This window comes from Desulfopila sp. IMCC35008 (assembly GCF_010646885.2).
GTDB lineage: Bacteria > Desulfobacterota > Desulfobulbia > Desulfobulbales > Desulfocapsaceae > Desulfopila.
On record NZ_CP050700.1, the window covers coordinates 1,798,642 to 1,811,583 of the forward strand.

General features: G+C 49.3%; 10 protein-coding genes. 2 read left to right on the forward strand and 8 right to left on the reverse strand.

Annotated elements, in window-relative coordinates; all coding sequences use genetic code 11:
- The first annotated feature begins 89 nt into the window (after positions 1-89).
- Positions 90-1,424 (forward strand): phosphomethylpyrimidine synthase ThiC, encoded by a 1,335-nt coding sequence (gene thiC, locus GA520_RS07895; protein ID WP_163339387.1) that lies wholly within the window; start codon positions 90-92, stop codon positions 1,422-1,424.
- 129 nt (positions 1,425-1,553) lie between these two features.
- Here the strand turns inward: thiC and GA520_RS07900 are convergent, their stop codons facing one another.
- From GA520_RS07900 to GA520_RS07935, 8 genes are all read right to left on the reverse strand, one after another.
- Entirely contained in the window at positions 1,554-3,161 is a 1,608-nt protein-coding gene (locus tag GA520_RS07900; protein ID WP_163339372.1) for an ABC transporter ATP-binding protein, read from the reverse strand.
- Between the two features lie 122 nt (positions 3,162-3,283).
- Positions 3,284-3,556: an acylphosphatase gene (locus GA520_RS07905; protein ID WP_205749331.1), complete on the reverse strand. Its 273-nt coding sequence runs from the start codon at positions 3,554-3,556 to the stop codon at positions 3,284-3,286.
- 133 nt (positions 3,557-3,689) lie between these two features.
- A complete protein-coding gene (locus GA520_RS07910) occupies positions 3,690-4,853 on the reverse strand; it encodes a diguanylate cyclase (protein ID WP_163339370.1) in 1,164 nt (387 codons plus the stop codon).
- 239 nt (positions 4,854-5,092) lie between these two features.
- Positions 5,093-5,317: a MoaD/ThiS family protein gene (locus tag GA520_RS07915; protein WP_163339369.1), complete on the reverse strand. Its 225-nt coding sequence runs from the start codon at positions 5,315-5,317 to the stop codon at positions 5,093-5,095.
- The gene (locus GA520_RS07920; RefSeq protein ID WP_163339368.1) at positions 5,317-7,044 is read right to left on the reverse strand and encodes an aldehyde ferredoxin oxidoreductase family protein; all 1,728 of its coding nucleotides are present in this window, start codon (positions 7,042-7,044) and stop codon (positions 5,317-5,319) included. Before GA520_RS07920 ends, GA520_RS07915 begins: the two co-directional genes overlap by 1 nt.
- A gap of 74 nt (positions 7,045-7,118) precedes the next feature.
- Positions 7,119-9,044: a molybdopterin biosynthesis protein gene (locus tag GA520_RS07925; protein WP_163339367.1), complete on the reverse strand. Its 1,926-nt coding sequence runs from the start codon at positions 9,042-9,044 to the stop codon at positions 7,119-7,121.
- Positions 9,041-10,312 (reverse strand): gephyrin-like molybdotransferase Glp, encoded by a 1,272-nt coding sequence (gene glp, locus GA520_RS07930; protein WP_163339366.1) that lies wholly within the window; start codon positions 10,310-10,312, stop codon positions 9,041-9,043. Before glp ends, GA520_RS07925 begins: the two co-directional genes overlap by 4 nt.
- 1 nt (position 10,313) lies before the next feature.
- A complete protein-coding gene (locus GA520_RS07935; protein WP_163339365.1) occupies positions 10,314-10,907 on the reverse strand; it encodes a hypothetical protein in 594 nt (197 codons plus the stop codon).
- Between the two features lie 399 nt (positions 10,908-11,306).
- Here GA520_RS07935 and gpmI point away from each other — a divergent pair, with 399 nt between their 5' ends.
- Positions 11,307-12,932, forward strand: coding sequence for a 2,3-bisphosphoglycerate-independent phosphoglycerate mutase (gpmI, locus tag GA520_RS07940; protein ID WP_163339364.1), 1,626 nt, complete (start codon positions 11,307-11,309; stop codon positions 12,930-12,932).
- Positions 12,933-12,942: the final 10 nt, after the last annotated feature.

Below are 12,942 nucleotides of genomic sequence, written 5' to 3' on the forward strand. Positions count from 1 at the left end.
AAAAAAGTCCGTATCGTGGAAATACCGCGGTACGGACTTTTTTTATGCCCAAAGGATAGTTGGCACCCTATTTTTAATCAGGAAGAATGATGAAAACACAAATTGAATTGGCGCGCGAAGGAATTGTAACTCCACAGATGACCAAGATAGCTGTTGACGAGAATGTTGATGCAGCAACCATTATGCAGGGGGTGGCAAATGGCCATATTGTGATCCCCTGTAATCCCAAGAGAACACAGCAGCATAGTGTCGGTATTGGCAAGGGACTGCGGACGAAGGTCAACGCTTCCATTGGCACTTCTTCGGATATAAACTCTATCGAAATGGAGATTGCCAAGGCAAAGGCTGCGGAAGAGGAGGGGGCTGATACCCTGATGGAGCTTTCCACTGGAGGGGATCTCGATCGTATCCGCCGTGCGGTATTGGCAGAATGTAACCTGCCAGTGGGCAATGTTCCTCTTTACCAGGCGTTTTCCGAGGCGGCACGAAAATATAAAAACCCAAACCTCCTGGAAAGTGAGTTCCTGTTCGACCTTATTGAGAAACAACTTGCCGATGGCATCTCGTTTATGGCCATTCACTGCGGTATCAATAGATTCTCCATTGAACGGTTGCGCAAACAGGGATTCCGATACGGTGGCCTGGTCTCCAAGGGTGGTACCTTTATGGTTTCGTGGATGGAGTACCATAATAAGGAAAACCCGCTCTATGAGCAATTTGACAGGGTGTGCGAGTTGATGAAAAAATATGATTCTGTGCTCTCGCTTGGTAATGGCATTCGGGCCGGGGCCATCCATGACAGTCATGATCGTGCCCAAATGGCTGAGATGATAATCAATTGTGAACTGGCTGAGTTGGGCAGAGACATGGGATGCCAGATGATGGTAGAGGGGCCGGGGCATGTGCCACTTGATGAGATTGAGGGTAATATCATGCTTGAAAAGCAGATGAGCGGGGGTGCGCCCTATTATGTACTTGGACCGTTGCCAGCGGATTCAGGAGCAGGTTACGATCATATAACTGCGGCCATCGGTGCCGCCAATTCAGCACGATACGGTGCAGACCTGATCTGTTACATTACACCGGCAGAGCATCTTGCCCTGCCGGGTGAAGATGATGTCCGGGAAGGAGTTCGGGCAACACGCCTGGCAGCGAGAATTGGAGATATCGCTAAATACCCGGAAAGGCGTGAGCAGGAGAAACAGGTGGCTATGGCACGCAGGGACAGTGCCTGGGAAGAGCATTTCTCCTACCTCATGTTTCCTGAGCAGGCGAAAGCCATCCGTAAAAGCAGGACCCCGGAAAATGAAAAGACATGTACCATGTGTGGGGATTTTTGTGCTATGGAGCGTGGGTATAGCCTGTTCAAGGATGATATTAAAGGTGATAAGTGCAGGAAACCGGCTGTGGCTGATAAAAACTGAGTAGCTCCTTTTTCAGCCTGTAACTTCTCGTGAACAGTGAGTTGATTTGGTTATGTTTCAGAGATTGCATGAATTTCTGGATATTTGTAACTGTCACAAAACATGCACACTGGTTATGAGAAATCCGGGTTACGAGAGGGCGGCGGCAAATAATCGTTTTGTGTATTCCTGCCCGGGGGATTCAAAGATCTCCCGGGCAACTCCCGCCTCAACAATGCGTCCATGCTGCATGACGCCTATGTAGTCTGCAATAGCACGAACTACACGAAGATCATGAGAGATAAACAGGTAGGTCATGTTATAACGGGCCTGGAGCTGCTGCAGCAGTGAGATGATTTGGCCCTGTATGGTTACGTCGAGGGCGGATGTCGGCTCATCGAGAATAAGGAGTTTGGGTTTAAGAACGATGGCCCGCGCTATGGCGATCCTCTGCCGCTGCCCACCTGAGAACTCATGAGGGAAGCGAGCTGCTGTTTCCGGTTCCAACCCGACATCTTCCAGAGCCTTGAATACCATATCTTCTCTCTGCAAACGCGAGCACTCTTTTTTGTGAACCAGTAATCCTTCTTCAACAATCCGGAAAACAGTCAAGCGAGGAGAGAGTGATGAGTACGGATCCTGAAAGACCACCTGCATCTGATTTCGTAAGGGGCGTACCTGTTTCTCAGATAGCTTCTGCAGATCTGTCTTTTCGAAAATGATGGACCCCTTGCTGCGGACGAGTTTCAGGACGGCCATGGCCAGGGTGGTTTTACCGGAGCCGGATTCACCAATTATACCGCAGGTTGTGCCACTGTAGAGGTCCAGGTTGACTTCTGATACTGCCGTAAAAGTCTTCTTCTCTTTTCTAAAGGTGGGCAGCCAGCCACCACCAATGGTGAAACTGCAATTCAGGTTCTTTGTTTGCAACAGTATCTGAGTATCCTCTTTAGGAGGAGGTGAGCCACTTGGTACGGCATCCAGCAGGTGCTGGGTGTATAATTCCTGTGGCGAGCTAAAGATACGTTCTGAGGGCCCCGATTCCACCACTCGTCCATCCTTCATGATAAAGATGGTATCAGCGACCTTTTTGACGACTGTCAGGTCATGGGTAATAAGCAGGACTGCCATATCAAGCTCATGCTGTAGGTCAGCGATTAACCCAAGTATCTGTGATTGAACAGTTACATCAAGGGCCGTAGTCGGTTCGTCGGCGATAAGGAGTCGGGGATTACAGGCGAGCGCCATGGCGATCATGACCCGCTGCCGCTGCCCTCCGGAAAGCTGGTGGGGGTAGGCTTTGATTCGCTCTTCCGGATTATCAATGTGTGTTTTCCCAAGTAACCGTATCGCCTCTTGTTCCGCTTCGTGGCGATCCATCGATCTATGGACCATAAGGGGCTCAACGAGTTGGTTACCGACACTATAGACCGGGTTGAGTGAGGTCATCGGTTCCTGGAAAATCATGGATATCCTGTTGCCACGAATTTTCCTGATTGCTGGGAGAGTAAGCGTAAGGAGTTCCTGATCTTCAAAACGGATGGAACCATCCATTTTGAGCGTGCTGTTTTCTTCCAGCAGTCGAAGTATAGAGAGTGCGGTAACTGATTTGCCAGAACCGGATTCGCCTACAATGGCCGTGGTTTTTCCTGCTTCTGCTGAAAGTGAGATATTGTGGAGGATCTGTTTAAAGGTAAAGGTATCCGAAGTGGAGTCGTCTCCAAACCAGAGATTGAGATCAGAAATAGTTAATAGCATGAAGAAAGCGGGTTAAGCCAAGTGTCCACAACCTGTGCCATGGTGTTGGTTGCGAGTTCTCAAATCACTTGACCTTCAGTTAATTTTTTTTGTTGAAAACATTGGCTGGACAGCACAAATCATTAATATCGTATTTCGAAGTTGCTTAACTTCTCGATAGGCAGAACTTCGTCAACTCTGACTTCAGTTACCCTGGAAAGGGGGGAACCGATATGAAACCACTCTATCATCCTATTGACATCACTTTTTCGTCCTTTGATCATGGCTTCTACCGAACCGTTCGGCAGATTTTTTACCCAACCTGACACACCAAGGTGTTGGGCCTGGCGACAGGCATAATCGCGAAAGAACACTCCCTGCACTTTTCCTGAGACAATAATGTGAACTGTTTTCATATCCTGCTCCTGCATGAAGCCGGTAAAACAAAGATGAGTTGATTCTTACTGATATTGTAGCATGTTAATAGAGGAAATACATCAGGAAAGGCAGAATGTACGATTTTGCGGATAGGTAAGAAAAACAAATACGTTACCCTTCAACCATAAGGTTTCCTTTGAGAAAACTTGAAATCTCGTTGTTTGCCTGTTTGGCCATTTCCTTAAATGAGATACGCATACCGATATCATAGGTTCTGGTATCGATTTGTTCGACCCGAACCACCCGGCCGAGAAGGAGGATGGGGGTGCTGCCGTGTACTGGTACGTTGAGTTTAAGCATCGTTCCAACCGGAATATGACTGCCACACTGAAACATTATTCCACCCATACCGATATCCTTGCTAATGCCCGGATAGACATGATTGTTCCTGAAACCTAGCTCCTTCGCCAAAATGGGCTGGCACAGCTTCATCCGGAGATAACGTCGATTCTCCTTCCTGAACTGCATTATGTTGTTTTTACCGGCTCCCTTCGCAAGATAGAGTGCGCTGTCCGCCATCACCAGCAGGTCTTCAGGGTCGGTGGAGTGTTGTGGGAAAGAAGCCAGGCCACCACTTATCGTCAGGTGAAAATCTTTACCCTGATAGGTAAACGGTGTTTGCTCGATTTCGAACCGTAGCCTTTCGGCAAGTATGTACGCATTGTCAGATTCTGTATGGGGCATCAGCAGGACGAATTCCTCCCCACCAAAACGAGCACTGATATCACTGTTCCGTTTAGCCTGATTAATTATTGTTGCTACCGAGCGCAAGGCCTGGTCACCAGCGATATGGCCGTGGTTATCGTTGATATCCTTAAAGTCGTCTATATCGAGAAAGAGAATGGACAAGTTGCTGTTGTATCGTTTGGCAAACGATGTCTGCTGCCGGTATGTCTCGTCGAAATAGGTTCTGTTGTAGAGTCCGGTCAGGTAGTCACGGGTGGTGCCCTGGATAGCCCTCTCCAGAGTTTGGGACTCTATGAGTTGGTGCTGAAATGAAGTCTGGTCGGAACAATCGAGGTAATCGCTGATTGCTGTTATAAGGCTGACGTTCCTGTCGAGTTTACGAATGAGTTCTTCCCGGTGTTCCAGAACCCGGTCCCACCTGTTAACAGCATCCCCGACAGCAAGATCCATGGATGTAAGGGTGTTGAAAATTATTGGACAGACATGATCTCCATGTTCTTTTATTAGATCGTTTAAGCGCGCAATGAACGTCTCGTCATCTGTAAGGCTGGATCTGTAATGCTGTATTCGTGCGCGGATTGATTCCATAAAACAATAACTCCAACAAAGATAAGGTGGATACTTGTTGAGAGATTCATCTAACAGTTATGTGGTGTTTTTGCAACTAAATTATTGCGCAACCTCAATGAGATAACTGGGAATTATTCCTTGTCTTCTTGAAAAATCGTTAAATCATTATGGAATACCAATAAAATAGAAAAGCCGCTTTATCGAATAAGAAAATCCGATCAAGCGGCTTTGAATTGACAACCGGTACGCGGAAATAATCAGCCGCCACCAATCACGGGGAAGATGGCTAGAATATCACCTTCACTGAGCTCTGTATCAGCAAAACAGTGCCGTGAGTTAAGCATGAGGACACCTGTCTCTTCCCTGTCGATACCAAGGCTGTCGATAACATCGCCAACCTTGGTATTGTCCGGGAGTTCACGCTCTTCCACTGCGAAGCGGTTGTCCCGGAAATATGCAAAAAGTTTAACAGTTACAATCATTAGAAATCCCAGTAGGTGTCAATTTCCTCGCCGGTAAAGTCAAAGACTACATTATGCGGTGGAACTGCTTCTGTATAGAAAAATTCAGGCAACCTGTCATCGAGATTAGTGAAACCAGCTTTGAGGTTGAACTCATGCTCTGTCTTCAGGATGTGTTTACCCAGGTTCGTTACGTCATCTGCGGTCAGTGCTATTCCAAATCGGGCATTCAGCATATCGATGACCGCCGGTAGACACTCTTCGTTATCGAGTGCAGCAAAGGCAATAAACAGGCACATGCCGGTAGAGTCGATTGCAGCTGTGGCTATCTGCAGGTTTCTGGAAAGCTCGACCTGACCTTCCTTGCTGAGCGGATCAACGGAGCCGCCGACACCGAGGATGTTGGTGGCAATGGTATAGCCCATGGTATGGTCAGCACCCTGGGTGGAGGTGGCATAGGTGATGCCGATTCCCTTAATAGCACGAGGGTCATAAGCTGGAATGGCCTGGTTTTTAACGACTGGTACGCGGGTGACACCGTATGCCTTACCGACAGATCCGGCACCGTTGCCTATGATGCGGCCGAGCCCTGTACCTTTGCCGATTTCATCACGCAGGATACGGCAGACACCCTCACCGTCGCCAAATGGCAGTACGCCTGCTTCCATGGCGACACCCATGGCAACAGAAGTCTCAATGGTATCGATGCCGATGTCATCCATGATCTGATCAGCTTCAGCGATATGATCAAGGTTTTCGACACAGCAGTCTGCACCCATGGCCCAGATGGACTCATACTCGAAACCGGCAGTAACTTTTTCGCCCTTCAGGTTGTTGTAAATCTGGGAGCATTGGATGACACAACCAGCATGGCAGTTGTGTTTCGGCTTACCGCCACGCTCTTCGATAAGGTCGAACATTGTTTCGCCGGAAATCTTGTCATGGCCTTCGAACTGCCCCAGGGTGAAGTTTCTTGTGGGCAGCCCGCCTGATTCGTTAATTACATTTACCAGAACATTGGTTCCGTACTGGGCTAGACTCTGGGTTACAGGGTGGTCGACGAGAGACTTGGCAAAGGTCCTGTTAGCTTCCTTGAATTTATCGGGGTCGGCGATTTCAACCTTACCGTCACCCGGATCAACAGTGATGAACTTGACTTTCTTGGAGCCCATAACCGCACCAAGGCCACCGCGGCCGCCTGAACGGATGTTGCTGTCCGGATCCTTGACGGAGATATTGGCAGCAGACAATTTCATCTCACCTGCCTGGCCAATGGTGATAAGGCCGAGTTTGGAGTCAACCCTGCCAGCCAGGGTTTCAATAACAGTGAAGTTCCCTTTGCCGATAAGTTCAGTCTCTTCGCTTATAGTGACACCATCTTTATCTACAGCAAGGCTGTACCACTTGTCTTCTTTGGGCTGGCCTTCAATGATGAGGGCCTTGCAGCCTAGTCGGGCAAAAAACTGGGCACTGGTGCCGCCTGCATTGGCTTCCTTTATGGTGCCGGTCAGCGGGCTCTTACTACCCATTGATAAACGACCGGAGTTCGCGGCAACTGTTCCGCTTAAGAGTCCGGGGGCGAAAACGAGTTTATTGTTTGGTCCAAGTGGATGACAGGTTGGTTCAACTTCAGCCGCGACAATTGTTGAGGTGAGTCCTCGTCCGCCATGTCCTGCCCATGCTTCGGGAACGTCCTCGACACTCGTGGTGAGATCCGTCATGTTGACACGAAAAATTTTATCAGCCATAGATACTTCCTCCTTTGTGGGTTAATTCAATAAATGTGAAAAAGACATGCGCAGGTTCTTTGCATTATTTATGTTTACTGCTCATACATGACTTTTCCGGTGTCCCTCAGGTTGTATCCTCCGAGGGCCACTATCTTCTCATGGAACTCTTTGCTGCTATTGATAAGGTCCATGACTTTTACAACTTTTGGATCATCCAGGAACTTTTTGGGGATTATCAGATCGTAACGTTCTTCGGCTACCGGTACAAAATCAAGCCCCAGGGCAACGGCAGCAGCCCGTATGCCCATTCCTGCGTCCACATTGTCGCTCAGCACAGCTGCTGCAATTGACATATGGGTGTATTCTTCATGCTCGTAACCAGCCAGGGTTTTAGGATCAATACCGTTGTCTGCAAGAATTTTATCTGTAAGCAACCGAGTTCCTGCTCCTCGCTGTCGGTTGATGAATGTCAGGTCTCTTTCGACCATATCCTCAAAGCCACCTATGTTCTTCGGGTTGCCTTTAGATACAATGAGACCTTGTTCGCGGTAACAGAGGTTCACGAGCTGAAGTTCGGTATGGGGCAGCAACCGCTTGATAAAAGAGACATTGTATTCACCGGTCGACTCGTCGAGCAGGTGACAACCGGCCATATGCGCCTCTTCCCTGCGGATAGCCATGATGCCGCCCATAGAGCCGACATGTGCCGAGGAGACACGGGTCAGGGGTCGTTGTTGATAAAGCTGGTTGGCGAGAAGGTCGAGGATGTTGTCGTGGCTGCCAATGAATACAAGGGTCGCCTCAACTTCAGATCGGGGGCGGACAAGTTCGATCGAAACCTTTTCACCTGCACCTACACCTTCACTGCCAGCCTGGATGGTCAAGAGACCGTCGGCGCGCACCAGGGACATCACGGCTCCTGCACCCTTGCCGGCAGGGGTAGCCATAAGTGAGTCCCCGACCTTTCCCAGTGTGATGCGGACAAATTCGTCCACACCCATTGCAGAGTGAATCGGGCGTGACATGATCGCTTCAGTGGACCCATAATCGGCCAGATCCCTCCCCAGGAGGCGTCCCAGCATTTCCCTGATAAACAGTCTCATCGTCAGGACAGCGGAGACCGGATAGCCTGGTAACCCAATCACCGGAGTGTTGTCTATGAGAGCCAGGATAACAGGTTTGCCGGGCTTGATCGCTACACCGTGAACGATGACCTTGCCAACCTTGCCCAGAACGGAGGAACTGAAGTCTCGAGTACCTGCGGATGCCCCGGCGTTCAAAACCACAAAGTCGTTTTCGGCAGCAGCCTGACGCAGGCGGGTCTCAAGCAGTTCCGGGTCGTCTGGGACCGGTTGGGCGCGTTCTGCATCGGCCCCCCATTCACGCAAATAACCGGACAGGATACGTGAATTAAATTCGATGATGTCACCGGGTTTTGGTGAGGCATCAGGTTGGATAAGTTCACTGCCCGTAGGTATAACCACACCTTTCGGGCTTCGCTGAACGGTAATTTCGGTAACACCTGTTGCCAGCATAGCACCCTGGTCAATAGGCCGAACCTGATGCCCCTCTGGTAGTATGAGTTCGGTGGCGACGATATCCTCGCCGATGGTACGTACATGCTGCCATGGTGTTGCCGGCATGTGGAGTTGCACAGAACCTTTGTCTAAGAAGTGAACATCTTCGATCATGACCACCGCATTCATTCCTTCCGGAATGGAATTACCGGTGTTTACCTGTTGGAATGCACCCGCAGGTAAAATAACCGGCGACGCCTCGCTTGCAGAGGCAAGAGAGCTGAAATGTACGGCGATACCGTCCATGGCTGCTGCATTATGGGCGGGAGAAGAGCGAATGGCAAAGACAGGTTCTGCGGTAACCCTGCCTAAGGATTCATCGACAGGAATGGTTTCGGTGAGTTTACCTGAGAAAAAACCACAATCCTCAAGTGCTTTGAGCCATGCCGACTTTGCTTCAGGCAGCGGGGTGTTCTTGACGTATATATTATGTTTACTCATTGATAGCGGTATATGGTAACGACAGAATCCTGGGCGACTCCCTGGCTGTCTTCATCAATAATAAAAAAACCGTCGGAACCGGAGAGTGTAGATATCGCTCCAGATTTTCCCATGACAGGGTCTGCAATCGGGAGCCCTGTGTCCGGTTGTAAACGGACCCTGACGATATCGAGCCTTCCGGCAGCCGAATTCAGGTTTCTAGATAGTCGGGCTGTAACGGCCGGACGAAGCTGATTGTTTTCTAAACAGCGTCCTGAGATTGCTTGTATCGCAGGTGCCACAAACAGATCGAAGCAGACCAGGGCAGAAACCGGATGACCCGGTAGTCCGAAGAGTGGTGTGGTGTCGCTGAGACCAATAAGCACGGGTTTGCCGGGTTTTAAGGCAACTCCGTGAACAAGAATTCCAGGGGGTCCCAGGGTCTCAACAGCCTGTTCACCAAGGTCGCGAACCCCTACAGAGCTGCCACCGGAAAAGAGGACGATATCATTTTCGTGAACCGCTTTTGTAAGGGCCGGGAAAAAGATATCCCTGGTGTCGGAAACGATTCCATAGTTGGTTGGGATTCCACCGTTTCTCTGTACCATGCCAGCCAGGGTCATCGAATTTATATCGCGAATCTTACCGGGCGTAAGCGGTTTGTGGTGCTCAATAATCTCGTCTCCGGTGGAGACGATTCCAACGCGGACCTTTTTGAATACCGGTATTTCGGCAAGCCCCAATGCCGCAAGCAGGCCAAGATCCTGAGGCCGGAGTAGCTTTCCCTTCTCCAGGGCCTGTTGGCCTTCACAGATATCCTCGCCGGTGTTGATAATATTCGTACCTTCGCCGACACTCTTTACGATTTCAATTATGGAATCGTCAACGGGGATCGTATGTTCAAACATGACCACCGAATCTGCACCTTGGGGGAGAAATCCGCCGGTGGCAATGCGGTAGCACTTCCCTTTTTCAACAGTTCCCTCGGGAAGGGCCCCCATATCTACCTGACCGGTGATGTCGAGGTAGCAAGGCATGGACTCTGAGGCGCCAAAAGTGTCCGCTGCCTTGACGGCAAAACCGTCCATGACCGAACGGGCCTGCGGGGGCAGGTTCTCAGGGGAGTGGATTGATTCTGCCAGAATGCGATCAAGAGCCTGTTCAAGGGGGATTTTTTCAATTGGGCAGCGAGTTTCTGAAAGCCGGTTGAGTAAAAGAGTCTGCGCCTCTTCTACAGTCATCAGGCCTGTTCGCCCAAGCATATCTTTGGTTGGTGGGGTAGTAGGCATGTTACGTGTGGACTCTGAGATGGATAGTTTCAAATGGTTTAATTTTTTCGCAAAGCTCTTCGGGTGCCAGTTGCCTGTCGTTAAAGGTACACCGTTTGATGCGGCCAAGGAGACTGGGCCGGTAATTCAAAAAAGAAACCAAATTTGAAGAGCCTACCGTTACACCGTCATTGAGCAGTCCGGGACCTCTTTCTTTAGCCAGGGCACTGAAGAGCTTCAGGGTAACTATCGTTTCTTTTATGGAGGTGTCAATAGTTGTGTTTACAGTTGTTGTTCTGAGAGCGGCATGATGACTGTCTTTTCTGAAAATGGCACCGGCGAGACCGGGCATTGCGGTGGTGATGGCGAGCACGCACTTAATACCTGAAATAGGGGTGTACAGATCGTCGGTTGCCGTCCCATCAAGAAAAATGGTTTGCACCCTCTCAGCTATGTATTCGCTGGTGAAGCCAGGAAGCTTCATGAGAAGGGCATCGATCGTGGTGCCGGGTTCTATTGCTATTTGAAGCCCTGACTGGAGCAATGTGCTGAAAAGTCCGGGGCTACCCTGGTCTACTTTGAGAACCAGGTTGTTGGGTGAAGACAGGGATTTCATAAACGGCTGATGTCTGTAATGTATTGAATTGTCAACAGAAAGATAATCTACTCATTGTCGGCTTGAAGGTGAAGTTTCAATGAATTGTATTTAGGAAAACAATAGCAGAATTAGGCGTGGAGATAAACGAAAAAAGAGGTGGTGTCAGGAGATAAATACCCTTAAGTGACCTATACTAACACTTTGAATCTCAAAAGATGTTTTATGATAAATCGAAATATTGTCCACTTATAATCAGGTTTGTTATTTCTCAGGGAGAAGGGAGTAAATATTGATTTGATGATTATTTTTTAGTGCCTTACGTCTTAAAAATTGTCATAAATAGCAGGTAGCCTAAAAAGGGTTATAAGATTCCTTGCTCATTTCATTGTTAAATATCTTTTCCAGAAGGTGAATAATATGTCTTCTTTGTGTTTGAATTCTCTCTCCGGATATCGTTCGTTTCAGGGCCCGGTGGTTTTTTTTGTGCTGGATGGTGTGGGTATCGGCAGCCGTGATGAACGGGATGGTGTTTTCATGGCTCACACACCTGTACTCGACCAACTCCTTGAGGAGAATCTGGTAACCACACTCAATGCTCATGGAACAGCAGTGGGGTTGCCATCAGACGACGATATGGGCAACTCCGAGGTCGGCCATAACGCCCTCGGTGCCGGCAGGGTGTTCTCTCAAGGGGCAAAGCTTGTCGGCGAAGCACTGGAGAGTAAAGATGTCTTTCTGGGTAAAAGCTGGGCTGAGTTAAAGGGGAGGGCCGAGAGTGGTGTGCTCCACTTTATCGGCCTTGTTTCAGATGGTAATGTACATAGTCATATCGACCACCTCTATCAGCTATTAGACGGTTGCGCCGAACAGGGGCTTCAACATGTTCGCGTTCATGCTCTTCTGGACGGTCGCGATGTTGGAGCTAAGAGTGCCCTGGATTATATTATACCGCTTGAGGAAAAGCTGGAGGAACTTTCAGCACGGGGACTTGACTACCGCATCGCCTCCGGCGGGGGGCGCATGGTAACAACCATGGATCGTTATAATGCTGACTGGTCAATTGTGGAAAAGGGCTGGAAAGCACATGTCCTTGGTGAAGGCAGGTCTTTTGCCAAGGCTTCTGACGCTGTCGAGACCTACTATAGTGAAGATCCGGATATGACAGATCAGTATATGGATAGTTTTGTCGTCACTGAAGGGGGGAATCCCGTCGGTACCATAAACGATGGTGATGGAGTGGTCCTTTTTAATTTCAGAGGAGACCGGGCCATTGAAATATCACGGGCCTTTGAGGAAGAGGAGTTTACAAAATTTGACCGGGTTCGCCATCCCGATGTTTACTATGCAGGCATCATGCAGTATGACGGTGACGCCAATATTCCTGAGAACTACCTGGTAGAGCCCCCGGCCATTAATAATACCCTGGGTGAATATCTTTGTGCGGCAGGTGTAAGCTCGTACGCAATTTCCGAGACCCAGAAGTTTGGCCATGTTACTTATTTCTGGAACGGCAACAAGTCTGGCTATATTGATGAAAAACTTGAGAGGTATGAAGAGGTTTTGTCGGAGACTGTGCCGTTTGATCAGCGTCCCTGGATGAAGGCTGCGGATATCACAGATAGGGTAATCGCAGAGATAAAAAAGGCGGATAAAAAATTTATCCGACTCAATTATGCCAACTGTGATATGGTCGGCCATACCGGGGTTGTTGAGTCAGTCAGGATAGCTGTGGAGACTGTTGATATGTGCCTGGGGCGATTGTTGCCGGTAATTGAAAAGGCAGGCGGGATCGCTGTTATAACTGCAGATCATGGTAATGCCGACTGCATGTGGACGGAGAAAAAGGGGAAACGTGCTCCGATGGTTGCCCACACCCTGAACCCGGTCCCGTTTATTATCAAAGACTTTAGTGGCGCTAATTCAATAGCTTTTTCCGGTGTGGCCGAGGCGGGACTGGCCAATGTAGCGGCGACGGTGTGCAATCTACTCGGCTATGAGGCGCCAAAAGAATATATGCCGTCCCTTATCACGTTCCAGGCATAACTACCCTTAA

Excerpts from the sequence above, each read along its gene's own strand:
- thiC (WP_163339387.1), top strand. The coding sequence starts at position 90 with ATGAAAACACAAATTGAATTGGCGCGCGAAGGAATTGTAACTCCACAG.
- GA520_RS07900 (WP_163339372.1), bottom strand. The coding sequence starts at position 3,161 with ATGCTATTAACTATTTCTGATCTCAATCTCTGGTTTGGAGACGACTCC.
- GA520_RS07905 (WP_205749331.1), bottom strand. The coding sequence starts at position 3,556 with ATGAAAACAGTTCACATTATTGTCTCAGGAAAAGTGCAGGGAGTGTTC.
- GA520_RS07910 (WP_163339370.1), bottom strand. The coding sequence starts at position 4,853 with ATGGAATCAATCCGCGCACGAATACAGCATTACAGATCCAGCCTTACA.
- GA520_RS07915 (WP_163339369.1), bottom strand. The coding sequence starts at position 5,317 with ATGATTGTAACTGTTAAACTTTTTGCATATTTCCGGGACAACCGCTTC.
- GA520_RS07920 (WP_163339368.1), bottom strand. The coding sequence starts at position 7,044 with ATGGCTGATAAAATTTTTCGTGTCAACATGACGGATCTCACCACGAGT.
- GA520_RS07925 (WP_163339367.1), bottom strand. The coding sequence starts at position 9,044 with ATGAGTAAACATAATATATACGTCAAGAACACCCCGCTGCCTGAAGCA.
- glp (WP_163339366.1), bottom strand. The coding sequence starts at position 10,312 with ATGCCTACTACCCCACCAACCAAAGATATGCTTGGGCGAACAGGCCTG.
- GA520_RS07935 (WP_163339365.1), bottom strand. The coding sequence starts at position 10,907 with ATGAAATCCCTGTCTTCACCCAACAACCTGGTTCTCAAAGTAGACCAG.
- gpmI (WP_163339364.1), top strand. The coding sequence starts at position 11,307 with ATGTCTTCTTTGTGTTTGAATTCTCTCTCCGGATATCGTTCGTTTCAG.